General features: G+C 75.4%; 23 protein-coding genes. 20 read left to right on the top strand and 3 right to left on the bottom strand.

The window, feature by feature from the left end:
- From carB to ACI791_RS13500, 14 genes are all read left to right on the top strand, one after another.
- Window positions 1-3330: a carbamoyl-phosphate synthase large subunit gene (gene carB / locus ACI791_RS13435; RefSeq protein ID WP_456586487.1), complete on the top strand. Its 3330-nt coding sequence runs from the start codon at window positions 1-3 to the stop codon at window positions 3328-3330.
- On the top strand, window positions 3327-4703 hold the full coding sequence (locus ACI791_RS13440) for a dihydroorotate oxidase (protein ID WP_456586488.1): 1377 nt from the start codon (window positions 3327-3329) through the stop codon (window positions 4701-4703). Before carB ends, ACI791_RS13440 begins: the two co-directional genes overlap by 4 nt.
- Window positions 4700-5578 (top strand): orotidine-5'-phosphate decarboxylase, encoded by an 879-nt coding sequence (gene pyrF, locus ACI791_RS13445; protein WP_456586489.1) that lies wholly within the window; start codon window positions 4700-4702, stop codon window positions 5576-5578. The genes ACI791_RS13440 and pyrF overlap by 4 nt, the downstream gene beginning before the upstream one ends.
- The gene (locus ACI791_RS13450; RefSeq protein WP_456586490.1) at window positions 5575-5712 is read left to right on the top strand and encodes a hypothetical protein; all 138 of its coding nucleotides are present in this window, start codon (window positions 5575-5577) and stop codon (window positions 5710-5712) included. Before pyrF ends, ACI791_RS13450 begins: the two co-directional genes overlap by 4 nt.
- 321 nt (window positions 5713-6033) lie before the next feature.
- Complete coding sequence (mihF, locus tag ACI791_RS13455; RefSeq protein ID WP_347060472.1) at window positions 6034-6390, top strand: integration host factor, actinobacterial type; 357 nt, start codon at window positions 6034-6036, stop codon at window positions 6388-6390.
- A 42-nt stretch (window positions 6391-6432) separates the two neighbouring features.
- Window positions 6433-7032, top strand: a complete 600-nt coding sequence (gene gmk, locus ACI791_RS13460) for a guanylate kinase (RefSeq protein WP_456586491.1) — start codon at window positions 6433-6435, stop codon at window positions 7030-7032.
- 62 nt (window positions 7033-7094) lie between these two features.
- Window positions 7095-7358, top strand: coding sequence for a DNA-directed RNA polymerase subunit omega (rpoZ, locus tag ACI791_RS13465; protein WP_014376157.1), 264 nt, complete (start codon window positions 7095-7097; stop codon window positions 7356-7358).
- 132 nt (window positions 7359-7490) lie between these two features.
- Window positions 7491-8717: a bifunctional phosphopantothenoylcysteine decarboxylase/phosphopantothenate--cysteine ligase CoaBC gene (coaBC, locus tag ACI791_RS13470; RefSeq protein ID WP_456586492.1), complete on the top strand. Its 1227-nt coding sequence runs from the start codon at window positions 7491-7493 to the stop codon at window positions 8715-8717.
- 141 nt (window positions 8718-8858) lie between these two features.
- Window positions 8859-10055, top strand: coding sequence for a methionine adenosyltransferase (gene metK / locus ACI791_RS13475; RefSeq protein WP_347060475.1), 1197 nt, complete (start codon window positions 8859-8861; stop codon window positions 10053-10055).
- 106 nt (window positions 10056-10161) lie between these two features.
- The gene (locus tag ACI791_RS13480) at window positions 10162-12123 is read left to right on the top strand and encodes a primosomal protein N' (protein WP_456586493.1); all 1962 of its coding nucleotides are present in this window, start codon (window positions 10162-10164) and stop codon (window positions 12121-12123) included.
- 18 nt (window positions 12124-12141) lie between these two features.
- On the top strand, window positions 12142-12402 hold the full coding sequence (locus tag ACI791_RS13485) for a hypothetical protein (protein WP_456586494.1): 261 nt from the start codon (window positions 12142-12144) through the stop codon (window positions 12400-12402).
- A complete protein-coding gene (def, locus tag ACI791_RS13490; protein ID WP_347060477.1) occupies window positions 12399-12932 on the top strand; it encodes a peptide deformylase in 534 nt (177 codons plus the stop codon). Before ACI791_RS13485 ends, def begins: the two co-directional genes overlap by 4 nt.
- The gene (gene fmt / locus ACI791_RS13495; RefSeq protein ID WP_456586495.1) at window positions 12881-13861 is read left to right on the top strand and encodes a methionyl-tRNA formyltransferase; all 981 of its coding nucleotides are present in this window, start codon (window positions 12881-12883) and stop codon (window positions 13859-13861) included. Before def ends, fmt begins: the two co-directional genes overlap by 52 nt.
- Window positions 13862-13920: 59 nt before the next feature.
- Window positions 13921-15243, top strand: coding sequence for an RsmB/NOP family class I SAM-dependent RNA methyltransferase (locus ACI791_RS13500; protein WP_456586496.1), 1323 nt, complete (start codon window positions 13921-13923; stop codon window positions 15241-15243).
- Window positions 15244-15735: 492 nt separating this feature from the next.
- Here the strand turns inward: ACI791_RS13500 and ACI791_RS13505 are convergent, their stop codons facing one another.
- From ACI791_RS13505 to ACI791_RS13515, 3 genes are all read right to left on the bottom strand, one after another.
- Window positions 15736-17385, bottom strand: a complete 1650-nt coding sequence (locus ACI791_RS13505; protein ID WP_456586497.1) for a DUF222 domain-containing protein — start codon at window positions 17383-17385, stop codon at window positions 15736-15738.
- Between the two features lie 170 nt (window positions 17386-17555).
- Complete coding sequence (locus tag ACI791_RS13510) at window positions 17556-17699, bottom strand: hypothetical protein (RefSeq protein ID WP_456586498.1); 144 nt, start codon at window positions 17697-17699, stop codon at window positions 17556-17558.
- Between the two features lie 119 nt (window positions 17700-17818).
- The gene (locus ACI791_RS13515; protein WP_456586499.1) at window positions 17819-18448 is read right to left on the bottom strand and encodes a universal stress protein; all 630 of its coding nucleotides are present in this window, start codon (window positions 18446-18448) and stop codon (window positions 17819-17821) included.
- A gap of 108 nt (window positions 18449-18556) precedes the next feature.
- Here ACI791_RS13515 and rpe point away from each other — a divergent pair, with 108 nt between their 5' ends.
- From rpe to ACI791_RS13545, 6 genes are read left to right on the top strand one after another with little or no spacing between them, the layout of a single operon-like run.
- A complete protein-coding gene (gene rpe, locus ACI791_RS13520) occupies window positions 18557-19228 on the top strand; it encodes a ribulose-phosphate 3-epimerase (protein WP_456586500.1) in 672 nt (223 codons plus the stop codon).
- On the top strand, window positions 19225-20301 hold the full coding sequence (gene ribD / locus ACI791_RS13525; RefSeq protein ID WP_456586501.1) for a bifunctional diaminohydroxyphosphoribosylaminopyrimidine deaminase/5-amino-6-(5-phosphoribosylamino)uracil reductase RibD: 1077 nt from the start codon (window positions 19225-19227) through the stop codon (window positions 20299-20301). The genes rpe and ribD overlap by 4 nt, the downstream gene beginning before the upstream one ends.
- 1 nt (window position 20302) lies before the next feature.
- Window positions 20303-20926, top strand: coding sequence for a riboflavin synthase (locus ACI791_RS13530; RefSeq protein ID WP_456586502.1), 624 nt, complete (start codon window positions 20303-20305; stop codon window positions 20924-20926).
- A complete protein-coding gene (locus tag ACI791_RS13535; protein WP_456586503.1) occupies window positions 20923-22266 on the top strand; it encodes a bifunctional 3,4-dihydroxy-2-butanone-4-phosphate synthase/GTP cyclohydrolase II in 1344 nt (447 codons plus the stop codon). The genes ACI791_RS13530 and ACI791_RS13535 overlap by 4 nt, the downstream gene beginning before the upstream one ends.
- Window positions 22263-22790: a 6,7-dimethyl-8-ribityllumazine synthase gene (gene ribH, locus ACI791_RS13540; RefSeq protein WP_456586504.1), complete on the top strand. Its 528-nt coding sequence runs from the start codon at window positions 22263-22265 to the stop codon at window positions 22788-22790. Before ACI791_RS13535 ends, ribH begins: the two co-directional genes overlap by 4 nt.
- On the top strand, window positions 22787-23050 hold the full coding sequence (locus ACI791_RS13545) for a phosphoribosyl-ATP diphosphatase (protein ID WP_456586505.1): 264 nt from the start codon (window positions 22787-22789) through the stop codon (window positions 23048-23050). Before ribH ends, ACI791_RS13545 begins: the two co-directional genes overlap by 4 nt.
- Window positions 23051-23055: the final 5 nt, after the last annotated feature.

Raw genomic sequence — 23055 nt, forward strand, 5'->3', positions numbered from 1 at the left:
GTGCCCAGGCGCACCGACATCCAGCACGTGATGGTGATCGGCTCCGGGCCGATCCTCATCGGCCAGGCCGCCGAGTTCGACTACTCCGGCACCCAGGCCTGCCGCGTGCTCAAGGCCGAGGGGCTGCGCGTCAGCCTGGTCAACAGCAACCCGGCGACGATCATGACCGACCCCGAGATCGCCGACGCGACCTACATCGAGCCGCTGACGCCGGAGTTCGTGGAGAAGGTCATCGCCAAGGAGCGCCCGGACGCGCTGCTGGCGACCCTCGGCGGCCAGACCGCGCTCAACATCGCCATCGGCCTGTACGAGAACGGCGTGCTGGAGAAGTACGGCGTCGTGCTGATCGGCGCCGACGTGGACGCGATCAACCGCGGCGAGGACCGGCAGATGTTCAAGGACATCGTCCGGTCGATCGGCGCCGACGCCCCGCGCTCCCGGGTCTGCGGCACCGTCGAGGAGGCGCTGGAGACCGCCGAGGAGGTGGGCTACCCGGTCGTCATCCGGCCGAGCTTCACGATGGGCGGCCTCGGCTCCGGCTTCGCCACCGACGAGGCGATGCTGCGCCGGATGGCCTCCCACGGGCTGGCCGACTCCCCGGTGCACACCGTCCTCATCGAGGAGTCGGTGCGGGGCTGGAAGGAGTACGAGCTCGAGCTGATGCGCGACCGCAGCGACAACGTGGTCGTCATCTGCTCGATCGAGAACATCGACGCGATGGGCGTGCACACCGGTGACTCGGTGACCGTCGCCCCGGCGATGACCCTCACCGACGTCGAGTACCAGCGCATGCGTGACGTCGGCATCGCGGTGCTGCGGGAGGTCGGCGTCGACACCGGCGGCTGCAACATCCAGTTCGCCGTCAACCCGGCCGACGGGCGCCTGGTCGTCATCGAGATGAACCCGCGTGTCTCCCGGTCCAGCGCGCTGGCGTCGAAGGCCACCGGCTTCCCGATCGCGAAGATCGCGGCCAAGCTCGCCATCGGCTACACCCTCGACGAGATCACCAACGACATCACCGGCGTCACCCCGGCGGCCTTCGAGCCGACGCTGGACTACGTCGTCGTGAAGATCCCGCGGTTCGCCTTCGAGAAGTTCCCCGGCGCGGATCCGCGGCTGACCACGACGATGAAGAGCGTCGGCGAGGTCATGGCCATGGGCCGCAACTTCGCCGAGGCGCTGGGCAAGGCCATGCGGTCCACCGAGACGAAGGTGGCCGGCTTCTGGACCGGGGCGGAGGACACCCGCTCGGCCGAGGAGCTGCTCGAGGCGCTGCGGACGCCGGTCGACGGGCGGCTCTACACCGCGGAGCGGGCGCTGGCCGCCGGCGCCACCGTCGGCGACGTCGCGACTGCAAGTGGTTTCGACCCGTGGTTCGTCGACCAGCTGGTGCTGGTGCGCGAGATCGCCGAGGCGGTCCGCGAGGCGCCGGCCCTCACGCCGGAGCTGCTGCGGCGCGCCAAGCGGCACGGGCTGTCCGACCGGCAGATCGCCGCGCTGCGGCCGGAGCTCGCCGGCGAGGACGGCGTCCGCGCGCTGCGCTGGCGGCTGGGCGTGCGGCCGGTCTACAAGACCGTCGACACCTGCGCCGCGGAGTTCGCCGCCCGCACCCCCTACCACTACTCGTCCTACGACGAGGAGACCGAGGTCGAGCCCCGCGAGAAGCCCGCGGTGCTCATCCTCGGCTCCGGGCCCAACCGGATCGGTCAGGGCATCGAGTTCGACTACTCCTGCGTGCACGCGGTCATGGCGCTGCAGGACGCCGGCTACGAGGCGGTGATGGTCAACTGCAACCCCGAGACCGTCTCCACCGACTACGACACCGCCGACCGGCTGTACTTCGAGCCGCTCACGTTCGAGGACGTCCTCGAGGTGGTCGAGGCCGAGCGCGCCGCCGGCCCGGTGGCCGGCGTCATCTGCACCCTCGGTGGCCAGACCCCGCTGGGCCTGGCGCAGCGGCTCAAGGACGCCGGCGTGCCGGTGCTGGGCACCTCACCGGAGGCGATCGACGACGCCGAGCACCGCGGAGCGTTCTCCCGGGTGCTGGCCGACACCGGCCTGCTCGCCCCGAAGCACGGCACGGCGACGACGTTCGCCGAGGCCCACCAGATCGCCACGGGCATCGGCTACCCGGTGCTCGTCCGGCCGTCCTACGTGCTCGGCGGCCGCGGCATGGAGATCGTCTACGACGACGCCACGCTGGAGGCCTACATCGCCAAGGCCACCGACGTCAGCGCCGCCCACCCCGTGCTGGTGGACCGGTTCCTGGAGGACGCGGTCGAGATCGACGTCGACGCCCTCTACGACGGCACCGACCTGTACCTGGGTGGCGTGATGGAGCACATCGAGGAGGCCGGCATCCACTCCGGCGACTCCGCGTGCGCGCTCCCGCCGATCACCCTGGGGTCGGCGGACCTGCGGGGGATCCGCGCCGCCACCGAGCAGCTCGCCGCCCGGATCGGCGTCCGCGGCCTGTTGAACGTCCAGTACGCGATCAAGGACGACATCCTCTACGTGATCGAGGCCAACCCCCGGGCGAGCCGGACGGTGCCCTTCGTCTCCAAGGCGACGGCTGTGCAGCTGGCCAAGGCCGCGGCGCGGATCGCGGTCGGCGAGACGATCGCCGACCTGCGCGGCGCCGGGGTGCTCCCCGCGACGGGGGACGGCACCGACCTGCCCGACGACGCGCCGATCGCGGTGAAGGAGGCGGTCCTGCCCTTCCACCGCTTCCGCACCGTGGAGGGGCACGGGGTGGACACGGTCCTGTCGCCGGAGATGAAGTCCACCGGCGAGGTGATGGGGCTCGACGCGGAGTTCGGCACCGCGTTCGCGAAGTCGCAGGCCGCGGCGTACGGGTCGCTGCCGACCGAGGGGACGGTGTTCGTCTCGCTGGCCAACCGGGACAAGCGCTCGGCGGTCTTCCCGATCAAGCGGCTGGCCGACCTGGGTTTCCGCCTGCTGGCCACGACCGGCACCGCGCAGGTGCTGCGCCGCCACGGGGTCGCCGCCGAGGTGGTCGGGAAGTTCAGCGAAGGTCCGGGCAACATCGTCGAGCGCATCCAGGCCGGCGACGTCGACCTGGTCATCAACACGCCCTTCGGCGCTCCCGGCAACAGCGGTCCGCGGCTGGACGGCTACGAGATCCGCACCGCCGCGGTGAGCGCCGGCATCCCGTGCATCACCACGGTGCAGGGCATGGCGGCCGCGGTGCAGGGCATCGAGGCGCTGCGCCAGGGAGGCATCGGCGTGCGGAGCCTGCAGGAGGTGCACGCGGCGCTGGCCGGCGGCACGCACGGTGGGCCGAGCACGTTCGCCGGCACGTCGGCGTGACGGCGGCGGCCCCGGACGAGGTGGTCCGGCAGGTGCGCGCCCACCTGCTGGACCGCGGGCTGGTCGACGGTCTCCCGGCCGGCTTCCTGGCCGGGGTCACCCGGTTCGCCCGGCCGCCGCAGCCGGAGCTGGACGCGCTGGGGACGGCGGCCGGCGAGCTCACTGCACGCCTCGCCGCGGACCGGGCCGGCGCCGCGGACCTGCCGCTGCTGACCCGGGTGCTCTTCTTCGCCGGGCACGCCGACGTCCTCGCCGCGACGGGGTCGCCGGTGCCTGCCTACGACGTCCTGGGCGGGTTCCGGGACAACCTGGCCCGGCCGCTGGGGCCCCGGCTGCCCGCCCGACCGACGGCGGGCGGCCGGCGCTGGCGCCTGCTGGGGCGCTCGGTCGGCTTCCCGATCGGGGTGCCGGCCTGCGTGCTCAACGGGAGCGAGGCGTGGGTGCGGCACAACGTGGCGAACGGCTACAGCGTGCTGACCTACAAGACCGTCCGCGGCCGCGAGCACCCGCCGAACGAGCAGCCGAACTGGACGTTCGCGCCGCGGGAGACCGGGAGCCTGGCGCCCGGCGCGGCCGCCGACGTCGTCTCCGACCCGTGGGACTGGGTGCCGCCGGGCTCGCCGGCGGTGAGCACGGTCAACTCCTTCGGCGTCCCGTCGCCGGCGCCGGCGGAGTGGATGGCCGACCTCGAGCGCGCGCTCGCCGCGGTCGGGGACGACGTGCTGCTGCTGGTCAGCGTCATGGGGGAGGGCAACGGCACCGACCTGGTCGAGGACTTCGCCCGTACCGCCCGCATGGCGGAGGAGGCCGGTGCGCCGGTCGTCGAGCTGAACCTCTCCTGCCCCAACACCCTGGACGCGTCGGCGTCGGGCGTGAAGCCCCCGCTGTGCCTGGATCCGGACGCCACCGTGACCGTGGTGGAGGCGGTGCGCCGGGCGCTGGACGACCGGACCGCCCTGGTGGCGAAGCTGTCCTGGCTGGACGAGCCGGCCCTCGCCGCGCTGGTGCCCCGGCTGACCCCCCTGGTCGACGGCATCGCCGGGATCAACACCGTGCAGAGCCGGGTGCGCCGCAGCGACGGCGCCGCCACCTTCCCCGGCCGGGAGCTGGCCGGCCTCTCCGGCGTCGCGGTGCGCGAGCCCGCCGTGGACTTCACCCGGCGCCTGGTGGCGCTGCGGGCGGGCGGGAGCCGGCACTTCGACGTCCTGGCGATGGGCGGGGTCACCGACCCCGGCTCGTTCGAGGCACTGTTCGCCCTCGGCGCCGACGCGGTCCAGTCGGCCGCCGGCGCCTTCGCCGACCCGTTCCTCGCGCAGCGCTGCATCGCTGCGCTGGGGCAGGCCCTGCCCCGCGCCGTCGAGGAGGACCCGTGACCGCGACCTTCGGCCACCGCCTGGCCGATGCCGTCGCCGCGCGCGGCCCGCTGTGCGTCGGCATCGATCCGCACCCGCCGCTGCTGGCCTCCTGGGGGCTGGCCGATGACGCCGAGGGGCTCACGCGGTTCACCGACACCGTCGTCGACGCCCTCGCCGGCACCGTCGCCGTCCTGAAGCCGCAGCTGGCGTTCTACGAGCGGCACGGCTCCCGCGGCCTGGCGGCCCTGGAGCGCGGCGTCGCGCGCGCCCGTGCGGCGGGGGCGCTGGTGCTGCTGGACGCCAAGCGCGGGGACATCGGCTCGACGATGGACGCCTACGCCGACTACCTGCGGCCCGACCACCCGCTGGCCGTGGACGCGATGACGGTCAGCCCCTACCTGGGTCCGGGCTCGCTGCAGCCGGCGGTCGACACCGCCCGCGCCCACGGCGGCGGGCTGTTCGTGCTGGCCCGCACCTCCAACCCCGACGCCGGGGCCCTCCAGCACGCGCTGGTGGGGGAGCGGAGCGTCGCGCAGGTGGTCGTGGACACCGTGCGCGGCTGGAACACCCCCGGCTGGGCGGTCGGCGACCCGCTGCCCGACCTCGGGGCGGTGCGGGACCTCGCTCCCCGGTCCGGCCCCTCCACCGGTTCGTTCGGGGTCGTCGTGGGTGCGACCCTGCGCGAGCTCGACGTCGATCTGAGCGGGCTGGGCGGGCCGGTCCTGGCTCCGGGGCTCGGCGCCCAGGGCGGGGCCGTGAGCGACCTGCGGCGGCTGTTCGGCGCGGGCGCGGCGGTCGTCCCGACGGTCTCGCGCGACGTCCTCGGCGCCGGCCCGGATCCGTCCGCGCTGCGCGCCGCCGCCGACCGCTGGGCGGAGGCGCTCGCGGCTTGAGGCGGCTGCTGCCCTGGGTCACCGGAGCCACGGGTGCGGCGCTGCTGGTCGCCGAGGTGCTCGTGTTCCCGGCGCTCGGGAGCGGGCTCCTCGGCCGCACGTCCGGTCGGCGGCAGGGCCGCTCGCCGGTCTGATCCGGGCCGCTGGTGGGCGTGTCGTGTCCTCGGCGTGTCGGTGGCGCGGAGCGGACCTGGGCAGGGGACTTCCGACCCGGAACGGGACCGTCCGCGGGCCGCCTCTGACCTGGGCTGATCACTATCAGTGACGAACTGCGCGGCGAGCGTGCGACCCGGGGTCGTCCCGCCGCCCCGGTGATCCCCGACAGCGTGCGTGACCAGCGGATTTGCCGGGAACTACCCGGACCGTGAGGCTCGGAGCGGAGGCGCACCACGTCTCGACGAACCGAACGACGGCCGGCCGGCGCACGGCCGGCGACGACACGATTGGGTTGCACCATGCCCCTGCCTGACCTGTCCCCGGAACAGCGGGCGGCCGCCCTGGAGAAGGCGGCCGCAGCTCGCAAGGCGCGTGCCGAACTGCGCGAGCGACTCAAGAGCAAGGGCGCCACGGTCGGCGACGTCCTCAAGCAGGGCGAGACCGACGAGATCATCGGCAAGATGCGGGTCTCCGCGGTCCTCGAATCCCTGCCAGGTGTCGGCAAGGCGCGGGCTGCGAAGATCATGGAGCGCCTGGAGATCTCCCCGACGCGACGCGTGCGGGGGCTGGGTGCCAACCAGCGGCGGGCGCTGGAATCGGAGTTCGGCGGCGAGGAGGTCGTCGCCGAGCAGGTTCCTGCCGACGGCTCCGTCTGAGGAGCCGACGGCGCCGCCGACGAACGCGGGTGAGGACGACGAGTGGCTGCAGCGACACCGGCACGGCTGACCGTGCTCTCGGGACCCTCCGGGGTCGGCAAGGGCACCGTGGTCGCCGAGGTCCGGCGGCGGCACCCCGACGTGTGGGTGTCGGTGTCGGCCACCACTCGTCGTCCCCGGCCGGGTGAGGTCGACGGCGTGCACTACCACTTCGTCGACGACGCGGAGTTCGACCGGCTGGTGGCCACCGACGGGCTGCTGGAGTGGGCCGAGTACGCGGGCAACCGCTACGGGACCCCGATCGCCCCGGTCCACGCCCAGCTGGCCACCGGCCGGCCGGCGCTGCTGGAGATCGAGCTGCAGGGGGCCCGGCAGGTCCGGGCCCGGGCACCGGAGGCTCAACTGGTGTTCCTGGCGCCGCCGTCGTGGGCCGAGCTGGTCAGCCGGCTGGCCGGTCGCGGGTCCGAGCCGGCCGCCGTGCAGGAGCGCCGGCTGGCCATCGCCCAGGCCGAGCTCGACGCCTCCGGGGAGTTCGACCGGGTGGTCGTCAACGACGACGTGTCCCGCGCCGCCGACGAGTTGGTAGGCTTGCTGACTGCGCCGTCGCCCAGCCTCAGCTCGGGTGGCAGCGCCCACGAGTGAGCGCCCCGGTCCGCCGGCCCGCGCGCCACTCCCGCCGAACGATCGAGGAGACCCGTCCACCCGTGTCCGGAGTCGCACCCGCCCCCGAGGGCATCACCAATCCGCCGATCGACGAGCTGCTCGAGCGCACCAGCAGCAAGTACGGCCTGGTGATCTTCGCCGCCAAGCGCGCGCGCCAGATCAACGCCTACTACAGCCAGCTCTCCGAGGGCCTGCTGGAGTACGTCGGCCCGCTGGTCGACACCGCGCCGCAGGAGAAGCCGCTGTCGATCGCGCTGCGCGAGATCAACGAGGGCCTCCTGGCGCACACCGCCGGCGAGAACTGAACAAGGACCCCCTCACCCCCCACCACTCGCTCCGCTCGCGGTGGGGCCCTGCGAGGGGGCCGTTCCATCCCTTTCTGAGGACGCCCCCGGCCTGTGCCAGGGGCGTCCTCGCGTCTGGGGGAGGATGAGCGTATGAGCCGGATCGTGCTGGGCGTCAGCGGTGGCGTCGCCGCCTACAAGGCCGCGCTGCTGCTGCGGGCCCTCACCGAGGCCGGGCACGACGTCCGCGTCGTCCCCACCCCGGGCGCGCTGCACTTCGTGGGGGCCGCCACGTTCGAGGCGCTGTCGGGCAATCCGGTCACCACCGACGTCTGGTCCGACGTTCCCGAGGTCGCGCACGTGCGGATCGGCCAGACCGCCGACCTCGTCGTCGTCGCCCCCGCCACCGCCGACCTGCTCGCGCGCGCCGCCGCGGGCCGGGCCGACGACCTGCTCACCGCGACCCTGCTCACCGCCCGCTGCCCGGTGGTCTTCGTCCCCGCCATGCACACCGAGATGTGGCTCCACCCCGCCACCCAGGACAACGTGGCCACGCTCCGCCGCCGCGGCGCGGTCGTCCTGCCGCCGGCCGTCGGCCGGCTGACCGGGCCGGACTCCGGCCCCGGCCGGCTGCCCGAGCCCGCCGACATCGCCGCGCTGGCCGCCGTCGTGCTCGACGGCGGTGCCGCCGCGCTGCCGCAGGACCTCGCCGGCCGCCGGGTGGTCATCAGCGCCGGCGGGACCCGCGAGCCGTTGGACCCGGTCCGGTACCTGGGCAACCGCTCGTCCGGCAAGCAGGGCTGGGCCCTCGCCCGGGTCGCCGCCGCCCGCGGCGCCGAGGTCGTGCTGGTGGCGGCCAACGTCGAGCTGCCCGCGCCCTTCGGCGTCCGGGTCGTGCCGGTCGGGACGGCCGAGGAGCTGCGCGCCGCGGTGCTCGCGGAGTCGGATGACGCCGACGTCGTGGTCATGAGCGCCGCGGTCGCCGACTTCCGGCCGCTCAGCGTCGCCGCCACCAAGCTGAAGAAGGGCGCGGCCAGCGAGCCGGGCGCCATCGAGCTGGTCCGCAACCCCGACGTCCTGGCCGAGCTGGTCACCAGGCGCCCGCCGGGCCGGCTCGTCGTCGGCTTCGCCGCCGAGACCGGTGACGACGACGGCGACGTGCTCACCCACGCGCGCGCGAAGCTCGCCCGCAAGGGCTGCGACCTGCTCGTCGTCAACGACGTCTCGGCCGGGCAGGTCTTCGGCCGGGCGGAGAACGCCGTCGTGGTGCTCGCGGCCGACGGTCCGACGACCGAGGTGCCGCGCGGGAGCAAGGACGCCGTCGCCGCCGGGATCTGGACCGCCGTGGCCGGCCGGCTGGAGCCCCGTCCCCGGCCGTGACCTACGCCGTCGTGCCCACCGTCGGAGCGCGCCGGTAACGTTCCCTCCCGGTGCCACGCACCGGATCGTCGATCGAGCTCCACACCCAGCAGTCCGCCGTCGCTCTGCCGCCACCCGCCCGCCGTCCCCAGGGAGTACCGAGTGCCACGCCGCCTCTTCACGTCCGAGTCGGTGACCGAGGGCCACCCGGACAAGATCGCCGACCAGATCAGCGACTCGATCCTCGACGCGATGCTGGCCCAGGACCCGCGCAGCCGCGTCGCCGTCGAGACCCTCATCACCACCGGTCAGGTCCACATCGCGGGCGAGGTCACCACCGCCGGCTACGTCGACATCCCGGCCATCGTCCGCGAAACGGTCCTGCGGATCGGCTACGACTCCTCCCGCAAGGGCTTCGACGGCGCGTCCTGCGGGGTCAGCGTCTCCATCGGAGCGCAGTCGCCCGACATCGCCCAGGGCGTCGACACCGGCTACGAGGCGCGCACCGGTGGCACCGCCGACGACGAGATAGAGCGCCAGGGCGCCGGCGACCAGGGCCTGATGTTCGGCTACGCCACCGACGAGACCCCTGAGCTGATGCCGCTGCCCATCGCGCTGGCCCACCGGCTGTCCCGTCGCCTCTCCGCGGTCCGCAAGGACGGGTCGGTGCCCTATCTGCGTCCCGACGGCAAGACCCAGGCCACCGTGGTCTACGAGGACGACCGGCCGGTCGCGGTCGACACCGTGGTCGTCTCCTCGCAGCACGCCGAGGACATCTCGATCGAGACGCTGCTGACCCCCGACATCGAGGAGCTCGTCGTCGAGCCGGAGCTGGCCGCCCTCGGCCTGCCCACCACCGGTCACCGGCTCCTGGTGAACCCCACCGGGAAGTTCGTCATCGGCGGCCCGATGGGCGACGCCGGGCTGACCGGCCGCAAGATCATCGTCGACACCTACGGCGGCATGGCGCGCCATGGCGGCGGCGCCTTCTCGGGCAAGGACCCGTCGAAGGTCGACCGCTCCGGTGCCTACGCGATGCGCTGGGTGGCCAAGAACGTCGTCGCCGCCGGGCTGGCCCGCCGCTGCGAGGTGCAGGTCGCCTATGCGATCGGCGCCGCTCACCCGGTCGGCCTGTTCGTCGACACCCGCGGAACGGGCACGGTCGCCGACGAGGTGCTGGAGAAGGCGATCACCTCGGTGTTCGACCTGCGGCCGGGCGCCATCGTGCGCGACCTGGACCTGCTGCGGCCCATCTACGGGCCCACCGCCGCCTACGGCCACTTCGGCCGCGCCGACCTGGACCTGCCGTGGGAGCGGCTGGACCGCGTCGAGGCGCTGCGCTCGGCCGTGGGGGTCTGACGAAGGACCTCCTCGCCCCCCACGACTCGCCGGCTCGCCCCCGGGCCTCGCGAGCGGGCCACCGGAGGGGCGCGGAACTGTCGGTGTGAGTGGGGAGACTGGTCGGGTGCAGGTGGCCCGGGTCGTCGTCGACGTCCCGCTGGCACACCTGGACCGGCCGTTCGACTACGCCGTTCCGGAGAAGTTCGCCGACACGGTGCAGCCCGGCTGCCGGGTGCGGGTCCGCTTCCGCGGTCGGCTGGTCGACGGCGTGGTGTGGGAGCTGGCCGACAGCACCGAGTTCGCCGGCGCGCTGCAGCCGCTGTCGCACGTGCCCTCCGGTGAGCCGGTGCTCACCCCGCAGGTGGCCCGGCTGGTGCGCGCCGTCGCCGACCGGTACGCGGGCACCGCGAGCGACGTGCTGCGGCTGGCGCTGCCCCCGCGCCGGGGCGCCGCCGAGAAGCGGCCCACGCCGACGCCGGAGGAGCTGCCCGGGCCGCCGGACCCGGCCGGGTTCGCCCGCTACCCGGCCGGCCCGGCTCTGCTCGGCGCGCTGGCCGAGGGGCGTCCGGCGCGCGCCGTCTGGACGGCGCTGCCGGGGGAGGACTGGCCCACCCGGCTGGTCGAGCTCTGCCGCGCGGCGCTGTCGGGCCGGCGCGGGGCTCTGGTCGTCGTGCCCGACGGCAAGGACCTGGATCGGCTGACGGCGGCGGCGGAGCGGGTGCTGCCGCGGCACTCGTTCACCGTGCTGCGCGCCGACGACTCGCCGGAGGTGCGCTACCGCCGGTTCCTCGCGGCTTCCCGGGGCGCCGCGCAGGTGGTGCTGGGCACCCGGGCGGCGATGTTCGCGCCCGTCCGGGACCTCGGCCTGGTCGTCGTCTGGGACGACGGCGACGACCTGCACTCCGACGAGCGCGCGCCCTATCCGCACGCGCGCGACGTGCTCGTCCAGCGGGCCTGGCTGGACTCCTGCGCCGCGGTCGTCGCCGGCACGTCGCGGACCGCGGAGGCCGCGCTGCTGGTGGAGTCCGGCTGGGCGCACGAGCTGGTGGCCGATCGCGGGGTCCTGCGCTCGGCGGCGCCCCGGGTGCAGGCGCTGGGGGACGACTTCGAGCTGGCCCGCGACCCCGCGGCCCGCACCGCCCGGCTGCCCTCGCTGGCCTACGAGACGGCACGCAGGGCGCTCGCGGCCGGTGCCCCCGTGCTCGTGCAGGTGCCCCGGCGCGGCTACGTCCCGTCCCTGTCGTGCGCCCGCTGCCGGGCCCCGGCCCGGTGCGCGTCCTGCGCCGGTCCGCTCGGCATCTCCCCGCGGCCGGGTCCGGGCGGCACCCGTATCCCGGCCTGCCGGTGGTGTGCCCGCCCGGCCGCCACCTTCGACTGCCCGCACTGCCACGGGACCAAGCTGCGGGCCGCGGTGGTGGGGGAGTCGCGCACGGCCGAGGAGCTCGCGCGGGCCTTCCCCGGCACGACCGTCCGCACCTCCGGCAGCACCTCCGGGGTGCTCGCCACGGTGCCGGCCGGCCCGGCGCTGGTCGTGGCGACCCCCGGGGCCGAACCGGTGGCCGAGCGCGGGTACGGCGCCGCGCTGCTGCTGGACTCGTGGGCACTGCTCGGCCGGGCCGACCTGCGGGCCGGCGAGGAGACGCTGCGGCGGTGGACCAACGCCGCCTCCCTGGTGCGCCCGGCATCGGCCGGGGGCCAGGTGGTCGTGGCCGCCGACGCCGGCCATCCCGTCGTCCAGGCGCTGGTGCGGTGGGATCCCGGCTGGCTGGCCGAGCGGGAGCTGGCCGACCGCCGGGAGCTCGGCTTCCCGCCGGTGACCCGCATGGCATCGCTCGTGGGGTCGCCGGCGGCGCTGGGCGAGTTCCTGGCCGCCGCGCGGCTGCCGTCCGACACCGATCTGCTGGGCCCGGTCCCGGAGCCGCCCCGTCCGGGGCAGGAGGGGGACCGGGAGCGCTACCTGGTGCGGGTGCCGCGCACCCAGGGCGCGGCGCTGGCGCACGCCCTGGCAGAGGTGCAGGGAGTGCGCAGCGCGCGCAAGGTGCCCGACCACGTGCGGGTGCAGCTGGATCCGCTCACGCTCGTCTAGCCGTACTGTCCGGACAGATTGGTCAAGCGGGTGATGGGTGGGCGGCTGGCGGCCGCCGGCCTGGAGGTCCTGGTCCCCGGGGAGGGGGACCGCGACCTCGTGCACCGGGTCGCCTACGACGAGCGCGTGCGCCAGCAGTCGCGGCGGGCCTACCGCGACGCGGTCGACCGGCGCGCGGCGCGCGGCGTGCGGCGTTCGGGGCGTGGTGCTCGGCTGCACCCACCGCTCGCACGCTCGCTGCGGGACCCTGCACGGGGGCCGCATACGATCGTCGGGTGAGTGTCACCCCCATCCGGCTGTACGGCGACCCGGTGCTGCACCGGCCCGCGGCGCCGGTCGTCGACTTCGACGAGGAGCTCCGGCAGCTCGTCACCGACCTGACCGAGACCATGCAGGCGGCCGGGGGCGCCGGGCTCGCGGCCCCCCAGATCGGCGTCGGCCTGCGGGTGTTCACCTGGTACGTCGACGGCGAGGTCGGCCACCTGGTCAACCCGGACGTCGCCGCGGTCGGCGAGGAGGTGCAGGACGGCCCGGAGGGCTGCCTGTCCATCCCCGACCTGCGCTACGACTGCCGCCGGCACCTCCATGTGGTCGCCTCCGGCTGGAACGTGCACGGCGACCCGGTGCGCGTCGAGGGCTCCGAGCTGCTCGCCCGCGCCATCCAGCACGAGACCGACCACCTCGACGGCGTCCTCTTCGTCGACCGGCTCGCCGAGGCCGACCGTGTCGCCGCGCTCGCCGAGATCCAGGCCGCCGAGTGGGCCGGCTACGGCAGCTACCTCCCCGTCGTGAAGGTGAGCCCGCACTGAAGCTCCTGTTCGCCGGCACTCCGGCGCCCGCCGTCCCGTCCCTCGACGCGCTGCTCGCCTCCGACCACGAGGTCGTCGCCGTGCTGACCCGCCCGGACGCCCGCTCCGGGCGCGGCCGGAAGGTGAGCCGCTCCCCGGTGGCCGAGCGCGCCGACGACGCCGGCATCCCCGTCCTGCAGCCGCGCTCGCCCCGCGAGCCGGAGTTCCTCGAGCAGCTGGCCGGCCTCGCGGTCGACTGCGTGCCGGTGGTCGCCTACGGCGCGCTGGTGCCGCAGGCGGCCCTCGACCTGCCGCGGCACGGTTGGGTCAACCTGCACTTCTCGCTGCTCCCGGCCTGGCGGGGCGCCGCACCGGTGCAGCACGCGATCATGGCCGGCGACGAGCTGACCGGCGCCTCGACGTTCCTCCTGGAGGCCGGCCTCGACACCGGCCCGGTGTACGGCACCCTCACCGAGGCCATCGGCCCCCGGGACACCGCCGGGGATCTCCTCGACCGGCTGGCGGTCAGCGGCGCCGGGCTGCTCGTGGCCACGCTGGACGGCATCGCCGCCGGCGCGCTCGAGCCCCGGCCACAGCCGGTGGACGGCGTCAGCCTGGCGCCCAAGGTCGAGACCGCCGACGCCCGGGTGGACTGGGCGCTACCCGCGCACGTCGTCGACCGGCGGGTCCGGGGCGTGACGCCGGCGCCCGGCGCGTGGACGACCTGGCGGGGCGAGCGGATGCGGCTGGGCCCCGTCGGACCGGTGCCGGACGGGCCGCCGCTGGCCCCGGGAGAGCTGCTGGCCGACGCCGGGCGCGTCCTCGTGGGCACGGGCAACGGCCCGGTCCTGCTGGACCAGGTTCAGCCCGCGGGCAAGCGGATGCTGCCGGCCGCGGACTGGGCCCGCGGTGCCCGACCCGCCCCGGGCGAGCGGCTGGGCGGCGAGTGACCCGCCCGCCTCGGAAGGGCGGTCCGGGCCGGCGCCGTCACCCGGCGACCCGGCGGCCGGTGCTCGACGGCGCCCGGCTCACCGCCTACGACGTCCTGGACGCCGTCTCCTCCCGCGAGGCGTTCGCCAACCTGCTGCTGCCGCAGCTCCTGCGGGAGCGGCAGCTCGACGAGCGGGACGCCGGGTTCACCACCCAGCTGGCCTACGGCGCCCTGCGGGCGCAGGGCACGCTCGACGCCGTCCTGACCGGGCTGGTGTCGCGGCCGCTGGCGGAGCTGGACCCGCGGGTGCTCGACCTGCTGCGGCTCGGGGCGTACCAGATCATCGACCTCCGGGTGCCCTCGCACGCGGCCGTGGACACCACCGTCGACCTCACCCGGGCGATCGTCGGCACCGGCGCCTCCGGCTTGGTCAACGCGGTGCTGCGCAAGGTCGCCGCCGGCGGTGACCGGGCCGCCTGGCTGGCCGCGCTCGGCGCCGAGGGCGACGAGCTGCTGGCGCTGGCCACCGACCACCCGGGGTGGATCGTCGACGCCTGGCGGGACGCGCTCGGCGACGACGCCGAGCTCGAGTCCGCGCTGCTGGCTGACGACGTCGCGCCGGAGGTGCACCTGGTCGCCCGGCGCATGGAGCGCGAGGCCCTCATCGAGGAGTCGGGTGGGCATCCCGGGCCCTGGTCGCCCTTCGCCGTGCGCCTGGACGGGGGAGATCCCGGCCGGCTGGCGTCGGTGCGCTCCGGCCGCGCGGCCGTGCAGGACGAGGGCAGCCAGCTCGCGGCCCTCCTGCTGGCCCGGGCGCCGCTGGAAGGGCCGGAGAGCGCGTGGCTGGACATGTGCGCGGGGCCCGGCGGCAAGGCCGGGCTGCTCGCGGTCACCCGGCCCGACGGGGTGCGGCTGACCGCGGCCGACCGAGCTCCGCACCGGGCGGAGCTGGTCGCCCAGGCGTTGCGCGACGAGGACGACGTCGAGGTGCTGGCCGCCGACGGCACCCAGCCGCCGTGGGCGCCGGGGTCCTTCGACCGGGTGCTGCTGGACGCGCCGTGCACCGGGCTGGGGGCGCTGCGCCGCCGTCCCGAGGTGCGCTGGCGCCGCACGGCCGAGGACGTCGCACCCCTGGCGGAGCTCCAAACGGCGCTGCTGGACAGTGCCCTGCGCTCGGTGCGGATCGGCGGGGTGGTCGCCTACGTGACCTGCTCGCCGCACACCGCCGAGACGGTCGCGGTGGTCGACGCCGTGGCCGCGCGCGACGACGTCGAGGTGCTTCCGGTGGCTCCGCTGTTCCCCGAGGTCCCGGGCATCGGCCGGGGTGACCACGGGCAGCTCTGGCCCCACCGGCACGGAACCGACGCGATGTTCATGGCGTTGCTCCGCCGCACCGGCTGATCCGCCCGCCCCTGCGGCCGCGGATGACCTGCCGGCTGGCCGACGGCCTCGCTCACCCGGTGCGCATCCGAGCTGCCCAGCGGGACGCACCTGCGCCCGAGGGGCACCGCGGACGCCGCGATCGACTACCCCGGCCGTCATGGGCTCCCGCGAGCGGCTGTAGTTCCTCTACGGGCACGCCTGGGGATGGCCGCCGGCGCACATGACCGGGGATCAGGACCGCGACGACCTCGATCCGCCGACCAAGACGGGGACGTCGGGGCCGGGTGTCGTGGTGCGTCGTCGATCGGCTGGTCGTCAGCCCGGTCGAGCGGGCGATGGGCCAGTTCGCGCCCCGCTGGCTGGCCCAGGTGTGGTCGTTGCCCGGACAGCCCGGTTCATGGGCCGGGATCTCTCCTGGCCGGAGTGGAACGCCCGTCCCGCCCGTGGCACCCCACGCGTGCCGACGGCCACGGCACGTGCCGACGGGACGCTGGCTCCCGCGCGCGGGTCTCAGAACGGGGCCGGGTCGCCGTCCTCCGTGGCCGGCGGGGGTGAGTGGTCCACAGGAGAGTGGCCGGGGGGCCGAGCCGGTAGTGGTGGCCCGGAAGGCGGCGGACCGGTCGCGGCCATGTCGGGTGGGCGGGTCGTGCGGGTGGCGCCGTCGGGAGTGGTGGCGGCCATGTCGGGTGGGCGGGTCGTGCGGGCGACGCCGCTCGGTGTGGTCACCTCAGGAGGCCGTCGGGCGTCATGGCGAAACGCCAGCCGGGAGCGAACGTCTTGAGCCGATGGTGGCGGGCACAGGCAGCACAGGTTCTCGCAGGCGGTGGCCCCGCCGTCGGCGTGGGGCAGCACGTGGTCCAGGTCGGCCCAGCCGGCGCGGTTGCCGCAGCCGGGGTGGCGGCAACCGCGGTCGCGGCTCCTGGTGAAGCGGTGCTGAACGGCTGAGGGTCGGTAGCGGTGGGACGGTGCCGGCGGGCCGAGGACCGGGCACGCGCAGTCGGCGCCGGGGTGGGCCGGGCAGCCGCGGCGCACCGACCGGGCCAGCTCGCCGCGGGTGGCCGTGGCACGGAGGACGCCGGTGGCCGGGTCCAGCAGCGAGATGCCCAGGCTGCCGCCGGTCGGCGCCTGCAGACCGCCGGGGCACAGCGCGTCAAGCCCTTCGAGGAGCGCCCGCAGCTGGGCGGCGGTGATCGGCTGCCCCTCGACCTCCGCCGGCGCGACCTGGCGGCAGGACGCGGCGGAGGCCGGGCCGCCGGACACCGACGGGTCCCCGGGCACCGGCGCGGCATCGGCGTGGTGGGGGAGCTGGTGGCCGACCGGGCAGGTGTCGTGGCCGGTGGCTGCGGCGAACAGGGCGCCGACCGGGGCGAGCACGTCCAGGTGCGCGGTGACCGGTAGCCGGCTGGTGTCCCAGGGGCGCAGCACCAGGTCACCCAGCGCGGACACCCGCAACTGCCCGATCGGGCGGGGATCTCCATCGTCCTTGGCCATCCGCCCGTAGCGGTCGACGGTCTCTCGGATCGCCACGGCCATCGGCTGCGGCAGGAACACCGACAACTCGGCCATCCCATCGGGCGCCGGGTGCACCACGACGTCGGCGCAGCGCTCCGCCTGCCTGCGCCGCCGCTCGGCGGCCGCGGCGTCGTGGTGCAGTAGTTCCCGGCGCACCGCGGCCCGCACCCGGGTCACCGGCAGCTCGGGGGCGCCGGGCAGGACCGCGGCCTCCACCGCCGCGATCACCTGCGGCGCCAGCTCCCGCACCGGCCCGGACAGCTCAGCGGCAACCGCCCGCGCTCGCGGCCATCCCAGCGCGCTGTCGGCCAGCGCGGCCCAGGTGGCGGGCAGGTGCTCGACCAGCGTCGTCGACAGCTCCGCCTGCGTGGTCGCCTCGGCTCGCGAGCAGTTCAGCACCATCGCCAGCTCGTCGGCGAAGAACTCGCTCACCCCCGCTGACGGTGGGTTCCCCGGGCCCGGCAGCCAGTCCGGCGACGCAGCCCCCGGCTTCCCGAGCTGCCGGTCCGTGGTGTCCGGCCGGCGGGCCGCCAGCTCGCAGATCAGCTCGGCGCGGTACGCGGCCAGCGCCGACTCCGCCTGCTGGATCCGCTGCAGCTCCAGCGCGATCTCGGCGATCGGTGCGGGCCGCGACCGGCATCGCCTCACCCAGGCGGGTCGGGCGGGCCACGGCCCCGGCCGGCACCAGCTCCGCCGGCCACGACGGCACGTCCAGGACGTCGACCGTCAGGCCGACCCCGAACCTGCCGCCTTCGAACACACGAGCGACGCTACCGGCGGGGTCCGACACTTCTCCGCCCCGCGTGCGCGACCCCGGCTCAGCCCGTCAGCCCGGCCACCAGCCCGGCCAGCAGCCCGATCACCAGACCGGCCGGCAGTCCGATCACCAGCGAGGCGGTCATCGCCGGGAGCGCCGTGCTGGGCCGGGTGACCCGGCGTTCCACCCGGTCGGGCAGTGCCACCACGCGAGGCGGTCCGGGTGGGTGGGCGAGCCACCGACGTGCCCACGTGACGCGGCGGCGCCACCAGACGAGGAGGGCCACGACCCCGCCGACGACCAGGAGGCGGAGCCGCAACGGGATCAGGTGTGCTCCGCGGGCCCGGCGAGCAGTACCGGCACACGGGCGTGGTGGGTGACGTGCTCGGCGACGCTGCCCAGCACCCGGTGCGACAGGCCCCGGCCGCGGCGGCCCACGACGAGGACGTCGGCGCCCTCCTGCTCGGCGACGTCGAGCAGCGCCCCGGCGGGTTGCCCGCTCACGAGCGCCACCACCGGCGAGGCCCCGGAGAACCAGCTCGCCCGGTCGGTCAGCAGCGCGCGGCACCGGTCCCGTTCGGTGTCGTCGGCGAACTCGACGACGTCGGGGTCGATCACCATGACCAGCACCACGCGGGTGCCCGCACCGGTGAGCAGCGCGGCGGCATCCCTCAGGGCGCGGTCGGACTCGGCGGACCCGTCGACGCCCACCACGGCCGTGACCGCCCCGCCGGCCGGCGGTGGGGTTCCGTCGGCTCGGGGCGTGCGCTCGACGACCCGGTGCTCGCGCCGGCCCCGTTCGACGGCCATCGGCACGAAGAACGGGCCCAGGACGGCGCCGAGGAAGTACCACTGCGGATCGCGGTGGCCCCGGCGGCCGAGGAACAGGGCGGCGCTCCAGCCGATCGCCACCCAGAGGATGATGACGAGGGCGACGAGGGCGGGTGTCGGCATGGGTGTCCCCTCCCGTGCTCGCGGGGTCGACGGCGGTCGCGCCCCGCTGGCCTGACGCCCGGCGGTCGGGTCCGGTTCTGCCGACCTGCGCACCTAGACTCGGCGGACGTGTCCCGGCAACCGTTGATCGCGCCCAGCCTGCTGTCCGCGGACTTCGCCCGCATCTCCGACGAGGTGGCGCGCGTGGCCGACGCCGACTGGCTGCACGTCGACGTGATGGACGCGCACTTCGTACCGAACCTCACCCTCGGCCTGCCCGTCGTCGAGGCGATCCAGCGGGTCAGCCCGGTGCCACTGGACTGCCACCTCATGATCGAGGACCCCGAGCGGTGGGCGCCGGCGTACGCCGCGGTCGGCGTCCGCAACGTGACCGTGCACGCCGAGGCCTGCACCGATCCGCGTGCGGTGGCCCGTGACCTGCGCGCTGCCGGGGCGCTGGCCGGCCTGGCGATCAAGCCGGGGACGCCGCTCGAGGACTACCTGGACGTGCTGGCCGACTTCGACACCCTCCTGGTCATGAGCGTCGAGCCCGGGTTCGGCGGCCAGTCCTTCATCGCCGACGTGCTGCCCAAGGTGCGGCGGGCCCGTGAGCTCGTCGACGCCGGTGAACTGACCCTGCTCGTGGAGATCGACGGCGGCATCAACCCCGACACCATCGAGCGGGCAGCGGAGGCCGGCGTCGACATGTTCGTCGCCGGATCGGCCGTCTACGGCGCCGACGACCCGGCGGCGGCGATCGCCGCCCTGCGTGCGCAGGCCGCCGCGGCGATGCCCGGGTGAGCGTCTCCCCGGTCGAGCTGCGGGCGATGGCCCGGGCTCGGGACCTCGGCGCGTCGGTGCTCGGCACGACGAGCCCCAACCCCGCGGTGGGCGCCGTGGTCCTGGCCGCCGACGGCAGCGTGGCGGGGGAGGGGGCGACCGCCCCGCCCGGCGGCCCGCATGCCGAGGTCGCCGCGCTGGCGCAGGCCGGCGAGCGGGCCCGGGGCGGCACCGCCGTCGTCACGCTGGAACCGTGCGCGCACACCGGGCGGACCGGGCCGTGCGCCGACGCGCTGCTCGGCGCCGGGATCGCCCGGGTCGTCGTCGCCGTGCCCGAGCCGACCGAGCTGGCCGGTGGGGGAGCGGAGCGCCTGCGCGCGGCCGGGGTCGACGTCGTCCTCGGCGTCGAGCAGGACGCGGCCGAGCGCGGAGCGCTGGCCGGCTGGCTGACCGGTGTCCGGGAGCAGCGCCCGTACGTGATCTGGAAGGTCGCCGCGACCCTGGACGGGCGGGTCGCCGCCGCCGACGGGAGCAGCCGCTGGATCACCGGCCCCGAGGCCCGGGCCGAGGTGCACCGGCTGCGGGGCGGCTGCGAGGCCATCGTGGTCGGGTCCGGGACCGCGCTGACCGACGACCCGCAGCTCACCGTCCGCGACGCCGACGGCCGGGGCACCGCGCGGCAGCCGCTGCGCGTCGTCGTCGACCGGCGGGACCGGCTGCCGGCGACCGCCCGGGTGCTGGACGACACTGCCCCGACGCACGTGAGCCGGGCCGCGGACCCGGCGGAGCTGCTGGCCGAGCTGTTCGCCCGCGACGTCCGCCGGGTGCTGCTCGAGGGCGGGCCCACGCTCGCCGCGGCCTTCCTGCGCGCCGGGCTGGTCGACGAGGCCGTCGTGCACCTCGCGCCGAAGCTGCTGGGGGCCGGCGCCTCGCTGGTGGGCGACCTGGGAATCAGCGGGATCGGCTCGGCGCTGTCCTTCTCGATCGCCGACCTCACCCTCCTGGGCGGGGACGTGCAGATCCGGTTGCACCCCACCCGGCACACTGGTGGGGTGCCCCGCACCAGCGGGGACGGCACGGACGGAGGGAGCTGAGGTGTTCACCGGCATCGTCGAAGAGGTGGGCACCCTGGCCGCTCGCGAGGACCGGGGCGACTCCGCCGTCCTGCGGATCCGCGCCCGCACCGTCCTGACCGACGTGTCGCTGGGCGACTCCATCGCGGTCAACGGCGTCTGCCTCACCGTGACCGGCGTCGAGCCCGACGCCGACGGCGCCGGCACCTGGACCACCGACGTCATGGCCGAGACGTTGCGCCGCAGCAGTCTGGGCGCGGTCAGCGACGGTGCGCCGGTCAACCTCGAGCGCGCGGTCAGCCCGCAGACCCGGCTCGGCGGGCACCTGATGCAGGGCCACGTCGACGGCCTGGGTCGGATCGTGTCCCGCACGCCGGGCGAGCACTGGGAGGTCGTGCGCATCGCGCTGCCGGCTGGGCTGGCCCGCTACGTCGTCGAGAAGGGCTCCATCGCCGTCGACGGCGTCTCGCTCACGGTGAGCGCGGTCAGCGCGGCCACGGTCCCCGAGCCCTGGTTCGAGGTCAGCCTCATCCCCACCACCCTCCGCGAGACCACGCTCGGCGCGCGCGCCACGGGGGAGCCCGTCAACCTGGAGGTCGACGTGATCGCCAAATACGTGGAACGCCTGCTGGAGGTCCGCCGATGAGCGAGCCCCGCACCCGGCTGGACTCCATCGAGGCCGCACTCGCCGCGATCAAGAGCGGCAAGCCGGTCGTCGTGATCGACGACGAGGACCGTGAGAACGAGGGCGACCTGATCTTCGCCGCCGAGCTCGCCACCCCCGAGCTGGTGGCGTTCATGGTCCGGTACACCTCCGGCTACGTCTGCGTGGCCGTGACCGAGGCCGACGCCGACCGGCTGGACCTGCCCCCGATGCACCGGGTGAACCAGGACCGCCTCGGCACCGCCTACACGGTCACCGTGGACGCCCGCGAGGGCGTCACCACCGGCATCTCCGCCGCCGACCGCGCCCACACCATCCGGACCCTCGCCGCGGCCGAGACCACCTCGGCCGACCTCGCCCGGCCCGGGCACGTGGTGCCGCTGCGCGCCCGCGACGGCGGGGTGCTGCGTCGCCCCGGGCACACCGAGGCGTCCGTCGACCTCGCGGTGCTGGCCGGGCTGCGCCCGTCCGGCGTCCTCTGCGAGATCGTCAGCGAGAAGGACCCGACCGGCATGGCCCGCAGCGAGGAGCTGCGCGTCTTCGCCGACGAGCACGACCTCTGCCTGATCTCCATCGCCGACCTGATCGCCTACCGCAAGCGGTTCGACAAGCTGGTCGAGCGGGTGGCCGAGGCGATTGTGCCGCTGGCCCCGGGCACCTTCACCGCCGTCGGGTACCGGAGCTCCTACGACGAGCGCGAGCACGTCGCCTTCGTCTACGGCGACATCGGCGACGGCGAGGACGTGCTGGTGCGCGTGCACTCCGAGTGCCTCACCGGCGACGTGTTCGGCTCGCTGCGCTGCGACTGCGGCCCCCAGCTGCAGGCGGCGCTCACCGCCGTCGCCCACGAGGGCCGCGGCATCGTGCTCTACATCCGCGGGCACGAGGGCCGGGGGATCGGCCTGCTGCACAAGCTGCAGGCCTACCAGCTGCAGGACATGGGCGTCGACACCGTCGACGCCAACCTCGACCTCGGCCTGCCCGCCGACGCGCGGGACTACGGCACCGGGGCGCAGATCCTGGTCGACCTCGGTGTGCACACCATGCGGCTGCTGACCAACAACCCCGCCAAGCGCGCCGGGCTCGAGGGCTACGGCCTCCGCGTGCTCGGCCGGGTGCCGCTGCCGAGCCACGTCACGGCGGAGAACCTCGGCTACCTGCGCACCAAGCGGGACCGCATGGGGCATCTGCTCGACATCATCGAGCCGGAGACCGAGTCCGGCCCGGCGGACATCCCGGTGCCGGCCCCGGCCGACGCCCCGGGCGCCACCACGGTGCCGGGTACGGACGTCCCGCTGGGCCAGAACGAGCAGCCGGCATGAGCGGCGCCGGCGCTCCGCAGGTCACCGCCGTCGACGCGACCGGGCTGACGCTCGGCATCGTGGCCACCACCTGGCACGCGGAGCTCACCGACTCGCTGCTGGCCCGCGCCGTCGAGGCGGCGCAGGCCAGCGGCGTGCCCTCGCCCACGGTCGTCCGCGCGCCGGGTGCGGTCGAGCTGCCCGTCGTCGCCCAGGCACTGGTCGAGCGGCACGATGCCGTCGTCGCCCTCGGGGTCGTCGTCCGCGGCGGCACGCCGCACTTCGAGTACGTCTGCGACGCCGTGACGGCGGGGCTGACCCGGGTGGCCCTGGACGCCGGGAAGCCCGTCGGCAACGGCGTCCTCACCTGTGACACCGAGGAGCAGGCCCGCGACCGCGCCGGGCTGCCCGGATCGGCCGAGGACAAGGGCTGGGAGGCCGCGATCGCCGCCCTGGCCACCGCCCTCATCCTGCGGGAGCTGCGCGGGCCGCAGCGGCCGACCGGGTTCGGCGTGGCACCGGCCGGCCAGGAGGCCCGAGCATGAAGACCTTCGACACCCTGTTCACCGAGCTGGCCGCCAAGGTCGAGGCCGGGGACCCCGCGTCCGGCACCGTCGTGGCCGTGCGCGACGGCGTGCACGCCGCCGGGAAGAAGGTCGTCGAGGAGGCCGCCGAGTCGTGGATGGCGGCCGAGCACGAGGGTGCCGACCGCACCGCCGAGGAGATCAGCCAGCTCCTCTACCGGGTGCAGGTGCTCATGCTGGCCCGGGGGCTCACGCTGGACGACGTCTACGCTCACCTCTGAAAGAG

Source organism: Blastococcus sp. SYSU DS0973 (genome assembly GCF_054051055.1).